Source organism: Micromonospora sp. CNZ303 (assembly GCF_004345505.1).
In genome coordinates, this window is sequence record NZ_SLVT01000029.1 from 31,723 (window position 1) to 48,554 (window position 16,832).

General features: G+C 73.3%; 12 protein-coding genes. All 12 read left to right on the top strand.

Annotated features, from left to right (window positions below):
- Nucleotides 1-17: 17 nt before the first annotated feature.
- Nucleotides 18-908: an acetaldehyde dehydrogenase (acetylating) gene (locus EV374_RS30285; RefSeq protein WP_132240579.1), complete on the top strand. Its 891-nt coding sequence runs from the start codon at nucleotides 18-20 to the stop codon at nucleotides 906-908.
- A complete protein-coding gene (gene dmpG / locus EV374_RS30290; RefSeq protein ID WP_132240580.1) occupies nucleotides 905-1,924 on the top strand; it encodes a 4-hydroxy-2-oxovalerate aldolase in 1,020 nt (339 codons plus the stop codon). Before EV374_RS30285 ends, dmpG begins: the two co-directional genes overlap by 4 nt.
- A 50-nt stretch (nucleotides 1,925-1,974) precedes the next feature.
- On the top strand, nucleotides 1,975-2,961 hold the full coding sequence (locus EV374_RS30295) for a methyltransferase (RefSeq protein ID WP_132240581.1): 987 nt from the start codon (nucleotides 1,975-1,977) through the stop codon (nucleotides 2,959-2,961).
- Entirely contained in the window at nucleotides 2,961-3,746 is a 786-nt protein-coding gene (locus EV374_RS30300; RefSeq protein ID WP_132240582.1) for a fumarylacetoacetate hydrolase family protein, read from the top strand. The genes EV374_RS30295 and EV374_RS30300 overlap by 1 nt, the downstream gene beginning before the upstream one ends.
- 100 nt (nucleotides 3,747-3,846) lie before the next feature.
- A complete protein-coding gene (locus EV374_RS30305; RefSeq protein ID WP_132240583.1) occupies nucleotides 3,847-5,142 on the top strand; it encodes an aspartate aminotransferase family protein in 1,296 nt (431 codons plus the stop codon).
- 38 nt (nucleotides 5,143-5,180) lie between these two features.
- A complete protein-coding gene (locus tag EV374_RS30310) occupies nucleotides 5,181-6,107 on the top strand; it encodes an ornithine carbamoyltransferase (RefSeq protein ID WP_132240584.1) in 927 nt (308 codons plus the stop codon).
- A gap of 106 nt (nucleotides 6,108-6,213) precedes the next feature.
- Complete coding sequence (locus EV374_RS30315) at nucleotides 6,214-9,375, top strand: type 2 lanthipeptide synthetase LanM family protein (protein WP_165947943.1); 3,162 nt, start codon at nucleotides 6,214-6,216, stop codon at nucleotides 9,373-9,375.
- Nucleotides 9,376-9,384: 9 nt separating this feature from the next.
- Nucleotides 9,385-9,591 (top strand): hypothetical protein, encoded by a 207-nt coding sequence (locus EV374_RS30320; protein ID WP_132240586.1) that lies wholly within the window; start codon nucleotides 9,385-9,387, stop codon nucleotides 9,589-9,591.
- A gap of 98 nt (nucleotides 9,592-9,689) precedes the next feature.
- Nucleotides 9,690-12,629: a helix-turn-helix transcriptional regulator gene (locus tag EV374_RS30325; protein ID WP_132240587.1), complete on the top strand. Its 2,940-nt coding sequence runs from the start codon at nucleotides 9,690-9,692 to the stop codon at nucleotides 12,627-12,629.
- A gap of 108 nt (nucleotides 12,630-12,737) precedes the next feature.
- A complete protein-coding gene (locus EV374_RS30330; RefSeq protein WP_132240588.1) occupies nucleotides 12,738-13,166 on the top strand; it encodes a Fur family transcriptional regulator in 429 nt (142 codons plus the stop codon).
- Between the two features lie 23 nt (nucleotides 13,167-13,189).
- Entirely contained in the window at nucleotides 13,190-15,466 is a 2,277-nt protein-coding gene (katG, locus tag EV374_RS30335; RefSeq protein WP_132240589.1) for a catalase/peroxidase HPI, read from the top strand.
- A gap of 141 nt (nucleotides 15,467-15,607) precedes the next feature.
- Nucleotides 15,608-16,813 (top strand): hypothetical protein, encoded by a 1,206-nt coding sequence (locus tag EV374_RS30340; RefSeq protein WP_132240590.1) that lies wholly within the window; start codon nucleotides 15,608-15,610, stop codon nucleotides 16,811-16,813.
- Nucleotides 16,814-16,832 lie beyond the last annotated feature (19 nt).

Sequence of the window (16,832 nt, forward strand, 5' to 3'; positions counted from 1 at the left end):
ACGAGAGGAAGAACTGGATGAGTACCCACACGAGCCCGCCACCCCTACGGGTAGCCATCGTGGGCACGGGCAACATCGGCACGGACCTGCTGTTGAAGGTCGAGGCGTCCCCCCTGCTGGAGTGCGTCCTGTTCGCCGGGCGCCGCGCCGGATCGCCCGGGATCGAGCTGGCCGAGCGGCACGGGGTGCCGACCAGCGTGGACGGCATCGACGCGGTCACCGCCCGCGCCGAGCACATCGACCTGGTCTGCGACGCGACCTCGGCCGACGACGCGACCCGCCACTGGTCGGCCCTCGCGTCCACCGGGCTGCCGTTCGTCGACCTCACGCCGGCGCACCTCGGGAAGTTCTGCGTACCGGCGCTCAACCTGGACGACTGCCTCGACGAGCAGTACCTGAGCATGGTCACCTGCGGGGGACAGGCGGCGGTCCCGATGGCCCACTGCATGGCGGAGGCCGCGGACGGCATCGACTACCTGGAGATCGTCTCGGCCAGCGCCTCGGCCACCGTCGGGCCCGCGTCCCGGGCCAACCTGGACGAGTACGTGCACACCACCGAGCAGGCGACCATCGAGTTCTGCGGCGTGCGACGCACCAAGACCGTGCTGGTCATCAACCCCGCCGAGCCCGGCATCGTCATGCGCAACTCCATCGCGGTGACGACCGCCGAACGGATCGACATGGACGCCCTGCGCGCGTCCGTCGCCATGATGGAGAAGCAGATCAGGTCGTACGTCCCCGGCTACCGCGTCGTCGTCCCGCCGGTGGCCGTCGGGGACCGGATCACGATCACGGTGGAGGTCGAGGGCCGGGGCGACTGGTTCCCGCGCTACGCCGGCAACCTCGACATCATCACCTGCGCCGCCCTCGCGGTCGCGGAGGCCCGGGCGGAACGGCGGCGGTCATGAGCGGCGCACCGAAACTCAGCATCTGCGACACGACCCTGCGCGACGGCAACCACGCGGTCGGCCACCAACTCGGTCGCGCGGACATCAGCGCCTACGCGCGGGCGGCGGAGGCGGCCGGCGTGGACGTCGTCGAGGTCGGCCACGGCAACGGCCTCGGCGCCTCCTCCATCCAGGTCGGCATGGCCGCGCTCAGCGACGCCGAGATGCTGCGGGCCGCCAAGGCCGAGCTGCGCACGGCCCGCCTCGGCGTGTTGTCCATCCCCGGGTTCGCCAGCGTCGAGCGCGACCTCAAGCCGGCGCTGGACCACGGCGTGGACGAGGTCCGGGTCGGCGCGCACTGCACCGAGGCGGACGTCACCCGGCAGCAGGTCACGATGCTGCGGGCGATGGGCGTCGCCGTCAAGGGGATGCTGCTGATGAGCCACATGGCCTCCGCGGCGAAGCTGCTGGAACAGGCCCGGCTCATGCAGGGCTACGGCGCCGAGGCGGTCATCCTGATGGACTCCGCCGGCGCGTACACGCCGGAGAAGGTCCGCGAGAAGGTCGGTGAGCTCGTCGAGCACCTCGACATCGCGGTCGGTTTCCACGCGCACAACAACCTCGGCATGTCGGTCGTCAACAGCATGACGGCGATCGAGGCCGGCGCCACCATCGTCGACGTCACGGCGCGCGGCTTCGGCGCGGGCGCGGGCAACGCACCGATCGAGCTTGTCGCGGCCAACCTGCACGTCGGGCAGGTCGAGACCGACATCCAGCTCTTCGGCGCGCTGGACGCGGCCGACGTGGCGCAGGAGCGGTTCGTCAAGCACGTGCCCACCAACGACAGCGTCACCATCGCCAGCGGTATCGCCGGCGTGTTCTCCGGGTTCGCCGCGCCGGTGCGGCGCGCGAGCGCCCGCTTCGGCGTCGACCCCCGCAGGATCCTGCTGGAGCTGGGCAACCGCCGGGTGGTGGCGGGCCAGGAGGACACCATCATCGAGGTCGCCATGTCGCTGGCCGCCGAGCAGAGCCATTGAGCCGGTACGCGCGCCCCTCCGGGCCCGTATCACCTGACGTAGGAGGACCAATGCAACGCCATTCCTCGCTCGACGAGGCGGCCGACCTGGCCGGTGTCGCCGCGCTGCTGCAGATCGGCGCGGAGATCGGGGTGGACCGGCTGCTGGACTCGGGCGCCACGTTCGACGCCGCCGAGCTGGCCAGGACCGCCGACCTCCCGCGGGCCGGCGTGGAGGACTACCTCGCCGCGCTGGTCGCCGCCGGGCTGGTGGTCGGCACGGACGTGCCGAACCGCTTCCGGGCGGCCGAGGACTACCCGGACCGGCGGTACGCGGCCGGCTACGTGTCCTGGGCCATGAGCGCCAACGGGCCGTTCCTCGCCAACGCCCGGGAGTTCCTGACCGACCGCGACGCGGCGGCCCGGGTCCACCGGCGGAACGGACGCCGGGTGGCGGTCAGTTCGAGGTGGATCGGCGAGCGGGCGTTCTATCCGCCGATCGTCGACCGGGTCGCCTCGGCCGGCGCCTCGCACGTGGCCGACCTGGGCGCCGGCGCCGGCGGGCTGCTCATCGAGCTCCTGGGGCGGGACCCGGGGCGTACCGGCGTGGCGCTCGACAGCAGCGGCGCCGCGTGTGAAGCCGCGCGGGAGGCCGCCACCGCCGCGGGGGTGGCCGACCGGCTGCGGGTCGTCGAGCGTACGGTCCAGTCCCTGGCGGACGATCCCGGCCCGGTCGAGGGCGCGGACGCCGTGCTGGCGTGCTTCGTCATGCACGACATCGTGGCGGACGAGTCGGTGGCCAAGGACGTGCTGGGCGCCTGCCGCGACGCGCTGGCGCCGGGCGGGTTCATGGCGGTCGCCGACGCGGTCTCCTACGCGCCCGACCCCGCGGAGCGGAGGTTCAGCGCGCTCTTCACCTACCTGCACGCCAGCTTCATGCGGGTGACCCTGCCGACCGAGCGGCAGTGGCTGGACACGTTCCGGTCCGCCGGCTTCTCCGAGACCGCGTGCGTACCGCTCGGCGTGCCCGGCGGTCGGCTCTTCGTGGCGGCCAGGTAGTGGCCACCACGCTGTCGCTGCACCGCGCGCTCGCGGGGGAACTCAGGACGGCGGCGCGGACCCTGCGCGCCGTGCCGCCGATCTCGGCCCGGCATCCGCAGCTCGACCTGGCGGACGCCTACGCCATCCAGAGCGAGCTGCGCGAGATGGACCTGGCGGACGGCGCGGTCCTGGCCGGGCTGAAGATCGGTGCCACGAGCGAGGCGATCCAGTCGATGTTCGGCATCGACCATCCCGACTTCGGCTACCTGACCGACCGGATGGTCCTCGACGACGGTGCCGACCTCGACCTGGGCCGGTTCATCGCGCCGAAGGTCGAGGGCGAGATCGCGTTCCGGTTCGCGCAGGACGTCGCCGGCCCGACCGTGACCGCGCACGACGTGCTGGCCGCGACCGCGGAGGTCCTGCCGGCGCTGGAGGTGCTCGACAGCCGGATCCGGGACTGGCGGATCGGCCTCGTGGACACCGTCGCCGACAACGCGTCGTCGGCGTTGGCCGTCCTCGGCGCCGGCGTGCCGCCCGGCACGACGGACCTGGCCGACGCGTGCATGGAGCTGCGTAGCCGCCACGGCGTGCAGGCGGGTCGGGGCTCGGCCGTGATGGGCCATCCGGCCGAGTCCGTGGCCTGCCTGGTGCGCATCCTGTCCGGGTTCGGCACCGGGATCAGGGCCGGGCAGCTCGTGCTCTCCGGTTCCTGGGCGGCGGCGGTGGACCTCGTGCCGGGGGACACCGTGCGGGCCTCCTTCGGCCCCCTGGGTCAGGTCGCGCTGACCACCCGCGGCTGACGTGCCCCCAGGCCCCGGCACCGCCCGCCGGTCGGGGAGCACGCACCCGACCGACCTGTTTCGACGACGAGACGACTACGACCGAGGAGACCCCGGACCGATGACCATGCTGGTGGACGAGACGGTACCGCCGCACAAGGCGGCCTACGACTTCTCCCTCTTCGAGGCGATGGAGTCGGAGGTGCGTTACTACTGCCGTAAGTTTCCGGTGGTGTTCGACCGGGCCCGGGGCGCCGAGCTCTACGCCGAGGACGGTCGGATGTTCACCGACTTCTTCTGCGGCGCCGGCACCCTGAACTACGGCCACAACCATCCCCACCTCAAGCGTCGCATCACGGAGTACCTCGCGAGGGACGGCGTGATGCACGGCCTGGACATGTACACCGTGGCGAAGCGGACCTTCCTGAGCCGGCTCCGCGAGCGGGTGCTGGCCCCGCGCGGGCTGGACCACAAGGTGCAGTTCTGCGGGCCGACCGGCACCGACGCGGTGGAGGCGGCGCTGAAGGTGGCCCGCCGGGCCACGGGACGCCGCGGCGTGGTCTCCTTCACCGGGGCGTACCACGGCATGTCCCGCGGGTCGCTGGCGGTCAGCGGTGGCCGCCGGGCCCGCGCCGCCGGGCAGGTGGGTACGGCGGACGTGACGTTCGTGCCGTACGAGGACGGTCCGGCGGGGCCGTTCGACTCGATCGGCTACCTGGAGCGGATGCTGTCCGACCCGTCGTCGGGGCTGGACCTCCCGGCCGCCGTGATCGTCGAACCGTTGCAGATGGAGGGCGGGGTGTACCCGGCGTCGGCCGACTGGCTGCGCCGGCTGCGCGACCTGACCACCCGGTACGGCGTCCTGCTCATCTTCGACGAGATCCAGTCCGGGTGCGGACGGACCGGCACGTTCTTCTGCTTCGAACACGCCGACGTGGTGCCGGACATCATCACCGTCTCCAAGGCGATCGGCGGGTACGGGCTGCCGCTGTCGATGGTGCTGTTCCGGCCGGAACTCGACGTCTGGTCGCCGGGGGAGCACACGGGCACCTTCCGGGGCAACCAGCTCGCCTTCATCGCCGGCGCCGCCGCCTGCGAACTCTGGGGCCAGGACGGTTTCCGGACCACCGCCGCGGTCGGCGCCCGGCGCCTGGAGCGCTTCGGCGCCGACCTGCGCGACAGCGAACCGGCGCTCGCCGTCCGGGGCCTGGGCATGGTCCTCGGCATCGACCTGCGGGCGGCCGGCGGCGCCGAGCGGGCCGACCGGATCCAGCGGCGCTGCTTCGAGACCGGGCTGATCGTCGAACTCTGCGGACGCGACGACGAAGTGATCAAGGTGATGCCGCCGCTCACCATCGACCTCGCCCGGCTGGAGCGGGGCCTCGCCGTCCTGCACCGGGCCATCCGGGCCAGCTGACCGCCGCCCGCCGCCGCGACCGTTCCTGGAGGAACCCGATGGACCGTCGTCCCCGCCGTCACCTGCTGTCCATCAAGGACCTGAGCGACGCCGACCTGCGGCACCTGGTGGCCCGCAGCGCCGACCACGCCGCCGGCCGGGTCGGGCCCGCCGACCAGTTGCGCGGCCTGGTCACCGCGGTCTACTTCCGCCGCACCTCGACCCGGACCCGTACCGCCTTCTCCAGCGGAGCCCTGCGGCTCGGCTCCCAGCTGATCAGCTACGGCCCCGGGGACCTGCAACTGAACACCGGCGAGACGGTCGAGGACACCACCCGGGTGCTGTCCGAGATGGTTGACCTGTTCGTCGCCCGGACCGCCGACCCGGTCGCCGAGCTGCGGGCGTTCGCCGGGCAGGACCGGATGGGGGTGATCAACGCGATGAGCGCCGAGGAGCACCCCACGCAGGCGCTGGCCGACCTGAGCACCATGACCGAGCGGTTCGGCCGGGTCGACGGGCTGCGGGTGCTCTACGTGGGGGAGGGCAACAACACCGCCGCCGCGCTCGCGCTGGCCCTCAGCCGGTTCACCGCAACGCGGCTGCACCTGCGCACGCCGCCCGGGTACGGCCTGGACCCGGACGTCCTCGCCGCCGCCCGGGCGGCCGCCGCGCGGACCGGCTCGGCGGTCGCCGAGGCGCACCACATGGCGGACCTGCCGGAGGTCGACGTCGTCTACACCACCCGCTGGCAGACCACCGGCACCACCAAGCCGGACCCGGACTGGCGGCGCGTCTTCGCGCCGTTCCGGGTCGACGGGGCGCTGCTGGCGGCGAGCCCGGAGGCGGTGTTCATGCACGACCTGCCGGCGCACCGGGGCGAGGAGGTCACCGCCAGCGTGCTGGACGGTCCCCGCAGCATCGCCTTCGCACAGGCCAGGCACAAGATGTCCAGCGCCCAGGCCGCGTTGGAGTGGTGCGCCGGGTGAGCCGCGTAGCGGATCGTCCCAGGTCACCGGCGGTGCGCCGGCGCCGCCGAAATATGGGTACCGGTTACCCATGTGACCCCCTGCGGGCCGCCGGCACGATATCGGCGTGGACAGATCGGGGACGCGAAATGCGGCGGCGGCGGGCGGTGCGGGCGACGCCTGGTGGGCGCCCGGCCTCACGCTGGCCGAACGGGTACGGGCAGCCGACGACGGCGGGTCCGTCGTCGCCGGCCCCGGGTCCGAGCACGCCGTGCGGCGGTTGCAGGACTGGCGTTCGGCGTACGAGCTGGGGACGACGGGTCAGTTCGCGCACCGCCTGGCGGCCCTGAGGATCGACGAGCGGCAGTTCCTGGCTCTCCTCGACCGACCGCCGGCGGCGCTGGCGGCCGGGGCGGCGGCGCCGGGCTGGGCCGAGTTCACCGAAAGGGTGCTCCGCCTCGCCCCCGACGGCGCCTCCGAGCCGACCCCGGGCGCCCCGTGGTCCGACGCGTTCGCGGGCGTGCTGGCGCCGTTCGTCGCGGCGGCCTGCGCCGACCTGCGGCAGCGGGTACGGGCTCCCGGGACGCCCACGGTGGTGGACCTCGCCGCCGTGTACGCCGGTTTCGCCGACGCGCTACGCGCCAGGCTGGTCGCGGTGGCGTCGCGTACCTTCGTCCTGGAACTCAACGTCGCCCGCGCCGCCGGCCGGCTGGCGGGTCCCACGCCCGAGCACCGGTTCGCCGCCTTCGTGGCCGACCTCGCCCAGCGCGAGCGGCTGACGCGGGTGATGACGGACTATCCCGTGCTGGCGCGGATCCTGGCGACCGCCTGTCGGCACGCCGTCGAGGCGGCGGCCGAGTTGCTCGACCGGTTCGTCGCGGACCGGGCGGAGATCGTCCGGCGGTTGTTCGACGGCCGCGATCCGGGCCCGCTGGTCGGGGTGGACGTGGCGGGGGACTCGCACGGGCACGGGCGGGCGGTGGCGCTCCTGCGCTTCGCCTCCGGCGCCCGGGTGGTCTACCGGCCACGCTCGGTCGCGGTCCACGTGCACTTCAACGAGGTCCTGGACTGGCTCAACGGGTTGCTGCCGGAGCTGGAGCTGCGCACGTTGACCGTGCTCGCCCGGGGTGGCTACGGGTGGATCGAGGTCGTCGACCGTGCCGCCTGCTCCGACGCCGCCCAGGTGGGCGCGTTCTACCGCCGGCAGGGGGTGCTGCTCGCGCTGCTGTACCTGCTGGGCATGACGGACATCCACCACGAGAACCTGATCGCGTGCGCCGACCAGCCCGTCCTCGTCGATGTCGAGACGCTGCTGCACCCCGACCTGCCCGTGCCGACCGCCGCGCCCGATCCCGCCGCCCGGGCGCTGCGGACGTCGGTGTACCGCACCGCCCTGCTGCCGCAGCCGCTGATCGGCGAACGCGGCCTGCTGGACATCTCCGGCCTGGGCGGCGACCCCGGCGCGCAACAGCTCCGGGAGGTCGTCGAGTGGGCCGCGGCCGGCACCGACACGATGCACCTGGTACGTGGTGCCGCGCCCGTGCGGGCGGCCGAGAACCGCCCGACGCTGGACGGCGTCCCGGCCGACGCCGCCGGGTACACGGGCGAGCTGCTCGCCGGCTTCCGCGCCGGGTACCGCGCCATCGCCCGGCGGGCCGGCGACCTGACCGGCCCGGACGGCCTGCTCCGGCGGTTCACCTCCGACGAGCTGCGGGTCATCGCCCGGTCGACGCGGACCTACACCGTGCTGCTGAGCGAGTCCACCCATCCCGACGTGCTGCGTGACGCGCTCGACCGTGACCAGATCTTCGACCTGCTCTGGGCGGCCTCGGTGGACGACCCGGTACGCAACCGACTGGTGTCCCGCGAGATCGAACAGCTCTGGGACGGCGACGTCCCCCTGTTCACCTGCCGCCCCGACGACCGCGACCTGACCGGTGGCGACGGCTTCGGATTCGTCGACGTGCTCGACGAACCGGTGCTGACGACCGCGCTGCGCAGGATCGCCGCCATGGGTGCGGTCGACCAACGCGACCAGGAGTGGATCGTCCGGGCCGCGCTCGCCGGCCGGCTCGGCGGGGCACGCCACGAGTGCGCGGAGCCGGTCCCCGTCCGGTGGGAGGCCACGGCACCGGACCCGGGCAGGCTGCTCACGGTCGCCTGCGGGATAGCCGACAAGATCATCTCGGACGCCTACGACGACGGCGTGTTCGCCAACTGGCTCGGCCTCGAACCGGTGGACGGCGGGCACAGCACGATCATGCCGCTGGGCGCGGGGCTGGGAAACGGATACCCGGGCACCGCCCTCTTCCTCGCCGAGCTGGCCCGGCTGACGGACGTCGACCGCTACGCCGAGGCCGCCCGCCGGGCGGTGCGCCAACTTCCCGTGCTGCTCACCGCGATGCAGGCCCGGCCGCACCTGGCGAACACGGTCGGCAGCGGCGGGTTCACCGGCCTCGGAGGGATCGCCTACGCGGCGGCCCGGCTCGCCGACCTACTGCGGGACGACGCGCTCGGCGACTCCGTCGAGCCGGCGGTACGCCTCGCGGCGATCGCCGCCGCGACGGACCCCAACCCGGGCGTGCTCGACGGGCTGGCCGGCTGCCTCGCCGCGATGCTCGCCGTCAACGAGCTGACCGACCTGCCGCTCGCCGCCGAGACGGCCCGCGACTGCGCGAAGCGGCTGCTGGCGGCCGTCCCCGCGCTGCCCGCGCAGCCCGGCTTCGCCACCGGTACGGCCGGGATCGGCTGGGCCCTGCTGCGGTTCGCGCAGGCGGAAGGCGACGAGCGCTACGCCGAGGCCGGCAGCGCGATGCTGGCCCGTGCCGCCACCGGCCCGGTCCCGGACCCGTCGGCGCACTCGTGGTGCCACGGCGTCCCCGGAATAGCGGTCGCCATCGCCGACCAGGGCCGGCTGCTGGCAGACCCCGCGCTGGCCGCCTTCGTGGACCGCGCGGCGGCCGCCGTGTCGAGATCCGGGCTGGTCGACGACCACAGCCTCTGCCACGGGGAGCTGGGCAGGCAGGAGATGCTGTCGGTCGCCGCCGCGCGCGGTCGCCGGGCCGCCGCCAGCGTCCGCTCCGACCAGACCGGACAACTGGTCGCCGCGCTGGACCAGGCCGGCCCGAGATGCGGTGCCGCCGGCGGCGTGAGCGTCCCCGGCCTGCTGGACGGCCTGGCCGGGATCGGCCACGGACTGCTCCGTATCGGCTTCGCCGATCGAGTGCCCTCGGCACTGCTGCTGCATGCCGAGCCGACGACATCCGACGCGGTGTCGAGAACCAGATAGGGGGAAGATATGCGGAACGACCTGACTGTTCCTCGACCGGCGGGGGCGGCCGAGGAACCCGAGCCGGCCGACACGCACCCGGCGGGCGACATCAAGTTCAGCTTCCTGTGGCACGTCGGGAGGCGCTCGGGCATCCTGACCGGCCTGATGATCGCGGCGCCCGCCATCGCGGCCATCATCGACACCGGTGGCACGGGCGGTCACTCGTCGGAGTGAGCCCGGTCGGGAGCGGCACCCTTCCGTGTCGTTTCATCGACAGCGGGCGCCCGTGTTCGACGCGGTAACGCGGGTGCCGCTCACGTTAGCCTGCGGGCATGCGCTTCTCCTCGCCGGTGGTGATCGGACGTGACGCCGAAATCCGCGCCGTCAACGCTCGACTGACGGCCACGCGGTCCTCGTCCGGCGGCACGGTCTTCCTGATCGGCGAGGCGGGGATCGGCAAGACCCGGCTCGCGGAACACTGCGCGCACGCGGCGGCGGAGGCCGGTATGGAGCTGCTACGGGGCCGTAGCAGCTCCACCGGCCCCATCGTCCCGTTCCGCCCGTTGACCGAGGCGATCTTCTCGCTGTCGCGTACGGGCCGGCTGCCGGACAACACCGAGCTGGCGCCCTACCGCCCGGCCCTCGCCCGGCTCGTCCCCGAGTGGCGGGACCCCGCGGTGCCGGAACGGGTGGCCTCGATCGTCGAACTGGCCGAGGCGGTCCTGCGGCTCGTCACCGCCGTGGCCGACGGCCGGGGCTGCGTCCTCATCCTCGAGGACATCCACGACGCCGACGCCGAGACCCACGCCGTCGTGGAGTACCTGGTCGACAACCTCGCCGACCTGCCCATCCTGCTGGTGGCCACCATGCGGCCGGGCAGCGGCCCCGCGACCGAGCTGGCCTGGGCCGCGGCCGTGCGTCGCTCCGCGACCGTCGTCGAACTCCACCCCCTGGCCGACCAGGAGGTCCACGAACTCGCCGCCGCCTGCCTCAACACCGACGCCCTGCCCGCCGAGCTGACCGACCGGCTGGTACGCGACAGCGAAGGCAACCCGTTCGTCGCCGAGGAACTGCTCAACAGCATGATCGGCGCGCGCGCACTGGTCCGCGACGGCGACGGCTGGCGGTTCACCGACGACCCGGCCATCGCGTTGCCGAACACCGTCACGCTCAGCGTGACCCGCCGGCTGGCCGGCCTCGATCCGCAGGCGCGGACGCTGCTGCACACCGCCGCGGTGCTGGGTCGGCGCTTCCCCGTGGCCGCGCTGCGGGCGGCGACCGGTCTCGACGAGCGGGCCATGCTGAGCCATCTGCGTTCCGGCGTGGACGTCGAGGTCGTCATGCCCGACCGGTCGACGCCCGACTGGTACTCCTTCCGCCACGCGCTGACCGCCGACGCGATCCTGGCCACCCTCACCCCCGCCGAACGGTCCGCGCTGGCCAAACGCGCCGCCGACGCGCTGGAGTCGGCGTACGCCGGGCTGCCCGGGCACTGGTGCCAGCTCGCGGCCGAACTCAGGCAGACCGCCGGGGACAACCACGCCGCGGGCCTGTTGTTCGCGGAGGCGGGCCGGCGGGCACTCGGCGACGGCGCCACCACGTCGGCCGTCACCCTGCTCGACCGCGCGTACCAGCTGATGTCCGACCCGCCCGACCCCGAGGCGCGCGCCGGCATCCTCGAGTCGCTGCTCAACGCCCTGGCCGAAGCCGGCCACGCGAACCGGGCGTTCGCCCTGGTCGACGACGCGACCTGGGTGAACGCCGTGACGCTCGGCGTCGAGCAGCACGTCAGCATCCGGACCCGGCTCGCCTGGGTCGCGGTCACGACCGGGCGGTGGGCCGACGGCGCGTCCCAGGTGCGCATCGCCCGGGCGGTCCTCGGCAGCAGCCCGCCGCCGGAGCCGGCGGCCCGGGTGGACGTGGTCGAGGCGCACCTGATCTTCGGCGACGGTGACGGCTGCGGCCGGACCACGCAGGCCGAGCAGCTCGTCCTCCAGGCCCTGGCGGTGGCCGAACGGGTGCCGATGGCGGAGACGGCGTGCCAGGCGCTGCAACTCCTGGCCATGATCGCCCGGAGCCGGAGCTTCGACGAGGCGGAGTCCTACCTGACCAGGATGCTGGCGATGGCCGAGGAACACCGCCTGCCCCTGTGGCGCATCAACGCGCTGTTCCGGCTCGGGGTCAACCAGAGCATGCGCACCGGCGAGCAGACGCTGCTGCGCCAGGCGGAGCAGGCCGCGCAGCTGTCCGGCGCCATCATGATCGGGCAGAGCATCGAGGGCGTGTACGCGATCCGGGCCGTGATGCAGGGCGACTACCCGACGGGCGACGAGCTCGCCGCCCGGTGCGCCGCGGCGACCGCCCGGCTGCGTAACATCGACGACCAGCAGTTCGCGCTGGTGACGGCCGCCGCCTCCGCCGCCCACCGGGGACGGCGGCGACTGATGGAGCAGCGGCTGGAGGAGTTCCGGGCGGTCGGTGGGGGAGAGTCCGGGCACGTCCCCCTCGCCTACGGCTTCTGTGAGGCCGTCTGCGCGCTGCTGGAGGAGGACCGGCCGGCGGCGATCCGGGCCCTCGACCTGGCGCGCGCGTGGGAGGACGACCACCCGAACACCTACTACATGACGGGCCGCTTCGGACTGCGACCGCTGCTCGACGCGCTGGCCGGGTCGCTGGACCGCACCGGCATGGAGGCGGTGGCGCTGGCCCCGGGCGCGACCCTGCGCTGGAACCGGCAGTTCCTGCACCTGGCGAAGGCGGTGGTGTACGGGCGTGCGGGGCAGCGCGAGCGGGCCGACACGGAGGTCGCGCTGGCCCTGGAGGCCGCGGCGCCGTACCGCATGTCGTACCACCTGGGGCTGCGTCTGGTCGCCGAGGCCGCGCTCGCTGACGGGTGGGGCGAGCCCGTCGCCTGGCTGAGGGCGGCGGAGGACCACTTCCACAACGTCGACGCGCCGGTGATCGCCGGGGCGTGCCGGGGCCTGCTCCGTCAGGCCGGCGCGACGCTCGGGCAGCGGCGCTCCGGCCACGACCGCATCCCGGCCCGGCTGCGCGCCGTCGGGGTGACCGTCCGCGAGCACGAGGTGCTCGTGCTGCTCGCGAAGGGCCACGACAACCAGGACCTGGCCTCGCTGCTGCACCTCTCGCCGCGTACGGTCGAGAAGCACGTCGCCAGCCTGCTGCTCAAGACCGGGCACGCGAACCGCAGGATGCTGCGCGACAGCGTGGACGAGCTGCTGCGGCCCGACAGCCGCTCCGGGAGCAGTCGGTGAACGACCCCGACCGCCCACCGGACGGCCGGGGCCGCGTCGGTCGAAGGTACGTGGGTTGAACCTCAGAAAAACTTGATCCGTTCCAAAATACTGGACTATGTTCGACACGTGACGCCCGACTTCGAGACCCAGCTGCGGGCGGTCTCGTTGCGCGTGACGCGGCCCCGGTTGGCGGTGCTCAGGGCGCTGCGCGACCACCCGCACGTCGACACCGACACGGTGATCGCCCTGGTGCGGGCGGACCAGCCCACGGTCTCCCACCAGGCGGTCTACGACGTGCTGCGCGCGCTCACCGACGCCGGCCTGGTGCGGCGCATCCAGCCCGCCGGGGCGACCGCCCGCTACGAGTCCCGGGTGGGCGACAACCACCACCATGTCGTGTGCCGCTCCTGCGGCGCGATCGCCGACGTCGAGTGCGCCGTCGGCCATGCACCCTGTCTCACCGCCTCCGACGACCGTGGCTTCGTGGTCGACGAGGCGGAGGTCGTCTACTGGGGCACCTGCCCCGACTGCGCGACCGAACGCACCGTTCAGTGAACCGCCGGTCCGGAAGGAAGCAGATGAGCGACACCCAGGACAATGGCCCCGTCAGCGCGCAGGGCGTGGACAAGAAGGAGGCGGCCGGTTGCCCGGTCGCGCACGACTCCGTGACCGCGCACGGCAGCGAGAGCGAGAACCCGGCGATCGACTCGCCGACGCCGAAGACCGGAGGCCGTCCGCGCACCAACCGGGACTGGTGGCCCAACCAGCTCGACCTCTCGGTGCTGCACGCCCACTCGTCCAAGGGCAACCCGCTGGGGGAGGACTTCAGCTACGCCAGGGAGTTCGCCAAGCTCGACGTCGAGGCCCTCAAGCAGGACATCGTCAAGGTCCTCACCACCTCGCAGGACTGGTGGCCGGCCGACTTCGGCCACTACGGCGGCCTGATGATCCGGATGAGCTGGCACGCCGCGGGCACCTACCGCATCCACGACGGTCGTGGCGGCGCCGGCGACGGCGGCCAGCGGTTCGCCCCGCTCAACAGCTGGCCGGACAACGCCAACCTCGACAAGGCCCGCCGGCTGCTGTGGCCGGTGAAGCAGAAGTACGGCCAGAAGATCTCGTGGGCCGACCTGCTCGTGCTCGCCGGCAACGTGTCGCTGGAGTCGATGGGCTTCAAGACCTTCGGCTTCGCCTTCGGTCGGGAGGACGTCTGGGAGCCCGAGGAGATCTTCTGGGGCCCGGAGGACACCTGGCTCGGCGACGAGCGCTACGTCTCCGAGAAGGAGATGGCGCCGGAGGTCGGGGCGACCGAGATGGGCCTGATCTACGTCAACCCGGAGGGCCCGAACGGCAACGCGGACCCGCTCGCCGCGGCGCACTTCATCCGCGAGACCTTCGCCCGGATGGCGATGAACGACGAGGAGACCGTCGCCCTCATCGCCGGCGGCCACACCTTCGGCAAGACCCACGGCGCCGGCATCGCCGACGACCACGTGGGCCCCGAGCCCGAGGGCGCCCCGCTGGAGGCGCAGGGCCTCGGCTGGCTGAGCACCTACGGCAGCGGCAAGGGCGCCGACACGATCACCAGCGGCCTGGAGGTGACGTGGACCGACGTGCCCACGCAGTGGAGCAACCGGTTCTTCGAGATCCTCTTCGGCTACGAGTGGGAGCTGACCACGAGCCCCGGCGGCGCGAAGCAGTGGGTCGCCAAGGACGCTGAGGCGATCATCCCGGACGCCCACGACCCGTCGAAGAAGCACAAGCCGACGATGCTCACGACCGACCTGTCGCTGCGCGTCGACCCGGCGTACGAGAAGATCTCGCGCCGTTTCCTGGAGAACCCCGACGAGTTCGCGCTGGCGTTCGCCAAGGCCTGGTACAAGCTGCTGCACCGCGACATGGGGCCGGTCGAGCGCTTCCTCGGGCCGTGGGTCCCGGAAGCCCAGCTGTGGCAGGACCCGGTGCCTGCCGTCGACCACGAGCTCGTGGGCGACGCCGACGTCGCCGCCCTCAAGGCGAAGGTCCTCCAGTCCGGCCTGACGACCGCCCAGCTGGTCTCCACCGCCTGGGCGTCGGCCGCCAGTTTCCGGTCCACCGACAAGCGCGGCGGCGCCAACGGCGCGCGGATCCGTCTCGAGCCGCAGCGCGGCTGGGAGGTCAACCAGCCCGAGCAGCTCGCGACGGTCCTGGAGTCCCTCGAAGGCATCCGGCAGGAGTTCAACTCCGCCGGCGGCGCGAAGATCTCGCTCGCGGACCTGATCGTGCTGGCCGGCTCGGCGGCCGTCGAGAAGGCGGCGCGCGACGCCGGCGTCGAGGTGACCGTGCCGTTCCGGCCGGGCCGCACCGACGCCACCCAGGAGCAGACGGACGTCGAGTCCTTCCGGGTGCTCGAGCCGCGCGCCGACGGGTTCCGCAACTACCTGCGTGCCGGCGAGAAGACCCAGCCGGAGGTGCTGCTCCTCGACCGCGCCTACATGCTCAACCTGACCGCGCCCGAGATGACCGTCCTCGTCGGCGGCCTGCGCTCCCTCGGGGCCAACGTCGGCGGCACGCGGCACGGCGTCCTCACCGACCGGCCCGGCGTGCTCACCAACGACTTCTTCGCCAACCTGCTCTCCCCGGGCACCCGGTGGAAGGCGTCGGAGTCCGCCGAGCACGTCTACGAGATCCGGGACCTGGCCAGCGATGAGGTGAAGTGGACCGCCACCGCGGTCGACCTCATCTTCGGTTCCAACTCCCAGCTGCGGGCCCTCGCCGAGGTCTACGCCAGCCAGGACGCGCGCGACAAGTTCGTCACCGACTTCGTCGCGGCCTGGACCAAGGTCATGGAACTCGACCGGTTCGACCTCGCCTGACCCTGCTCTGGACGACGAGCCCCGGTCGATCGCTGGTGGATCGACCGGGGCTCGTCCTCGTCGGGCCCGGTAGACCGGCGGGCGTCACCGCTGGTCCTGTCCCGTCGACGGCGGAGACCGGGCGGCCCCTAGCATCACGGGGTGCGTGTGAAGTCACTTGCCGCCCTGCTCGTCCTGTCCGTCGCCGGGGCGGGCCTGCCCGCCTGCGGCAACTCCGCCTCCGACGGCGGTGCGCCGCCAGTCCCGACAGCCGCGGCGACGCCGGCCGGTGGGGCCGAGGCGAGCAGCCCCGGGGCCGCCCCGACGGCCCGTTCCGGACTCGGCGGGCCCGCCGCGAGCGCCAGCCCGGGGCCCTCGACGAGGGCGGCGGCGCTGAAGGCCGGCAACCCGGACGGCGGCGCGGCCGTGCCGGCGGAGGCGCGCGCCGTCGACACGTCGCGGCGGACCCGGACGATCGGCAGTGGCACCGCCGCCAGCTGCACCTCGGCCGCGGTGGTGAAGGCGGTCGCGGCCGGCGGCGTCATCACGTTCGACTGCGGGCCGCAACCGGTGACGATCAGGATGACGGCCACCGCCAAGGTCCGCAACGCCAACGGGCCCAGGGTGGTGCTGGACGGCGGGGGCAGGGTCACCCTCAGCGGCCAGGGGCAGCGGCGGATCCTCTACATGAACACCTGCGACAGCGCGCAGGGCTGGACCACCTCGCACTGCCAGAACCAGGACCACCCCCAGCTCACCGTGCAGAACCTGACCTTCGCCGACGGCAACTCCACCGGCGAGCGCACCGAGGGCGGCGGCGGTGGGGCGATCTTCGTCCGGGGCGGCCGGTTCAAGGTGGTCAACTCGCGCTTCGTCCGCAACCGCTGCGACCGGACCGGCCCCGACCTGGGCGGCGCGGCCATCCGGGTGCTCAGCCAGCACGAGAACAAGCCCGTGTACGTGGTGGGCAGCACGTTCGACGGCGGCGTCTGCGCCAACGGCGGCGCGCTGAGCAGCATCGGCGTCACCTGGGCGGTGCTGAACAGCGTCCTGCGCGACAACCGGGCGGTCGGCACCGGGGCCAATCCGGCCAGGCCCGGCACACCGGGCGGCGGCAGCGGCGGGGCGATCTACTGCGACGGCAACGAGTTCACCGTCCGGATCGCCGGCACCATCATCGAGGGCAACGAGGCGAACGAGGGCGGCGGGGCCGTCTTCTTCGTCAGCAACGACCGCACCGGCACCATGCGGATCGAGGACTCCACCCTGCGCCGCAACCCGAGCAACGGCTTCGAGACGCGCGGCTTCCCCGGCATCTTCTTCCTCGGCGCCCGCAACCCGACGCTGACCGGTTCCCGGCTGAGCTGACCCCCACCGCTCCGGGCCG

What these genes read in the sequence shown, in the direction of transcription:
- EV374_RS30285 (WP_132240579.1), top strand. Translation starts at nt 18, where the DNA reads ATGAGTACCCACACGAGCCCGCCACCCCTACGGGTAGCCATCGTGGGC.
- dmpG (WP_132240580.1), top strand. Translation starts at nt 905, where the DNA reads ATGAGCGGCGCACCGAAACTCAGCATCTGCGACACGACCCTGCGCGAC.
- EV374_RS30295 (WP_132240581.1), top strand. Translation starts at nt 1,975, where the DNA reads ATGCAACGCCATTCCTCGCTCGACGAGGCGGCCGACCTGGCCGGTGTC.
- EV374_RS30305 (WP_132240583.1), top strand. Translation starts at nt 3,847, where the DNA reads ATGACCATGCTGGTGGACGAGACGGTACCGCCGCACAAGGCGGCCTAC.
- EV374_RS30310 (WP_132240584.1), top strand. Translation starts at nt 5,181, where the DNA reads ATGGACCGTCGTCCCCGCCGTCACCTGCTGTCCATCAAGGACCTGAGC.
- EV374_RS30320 (WP_132240586.1), top strand. Translation starts at nt 9,385, where the DNA reads ATGCGGAACGACCTGACTGTTCCTCGACCGGCGGGGGCGGCCGAGGAA.
- EV374_RS30325 (WP_132240587.1), top strand. Translation starts at nt 9,690, where the DNA reads ATGCGCTTCTCCTCGCCGGTGGTGATCGGACGTGACGCCGAAATCCGC.
- katG (WP_132240589.1), top strand. Translation starts at nt 13,190, where the DNA reads ATGAGCGACACCCAGGACAATGGCCCCGTCAGCGCGCAGGGCGTGGAC.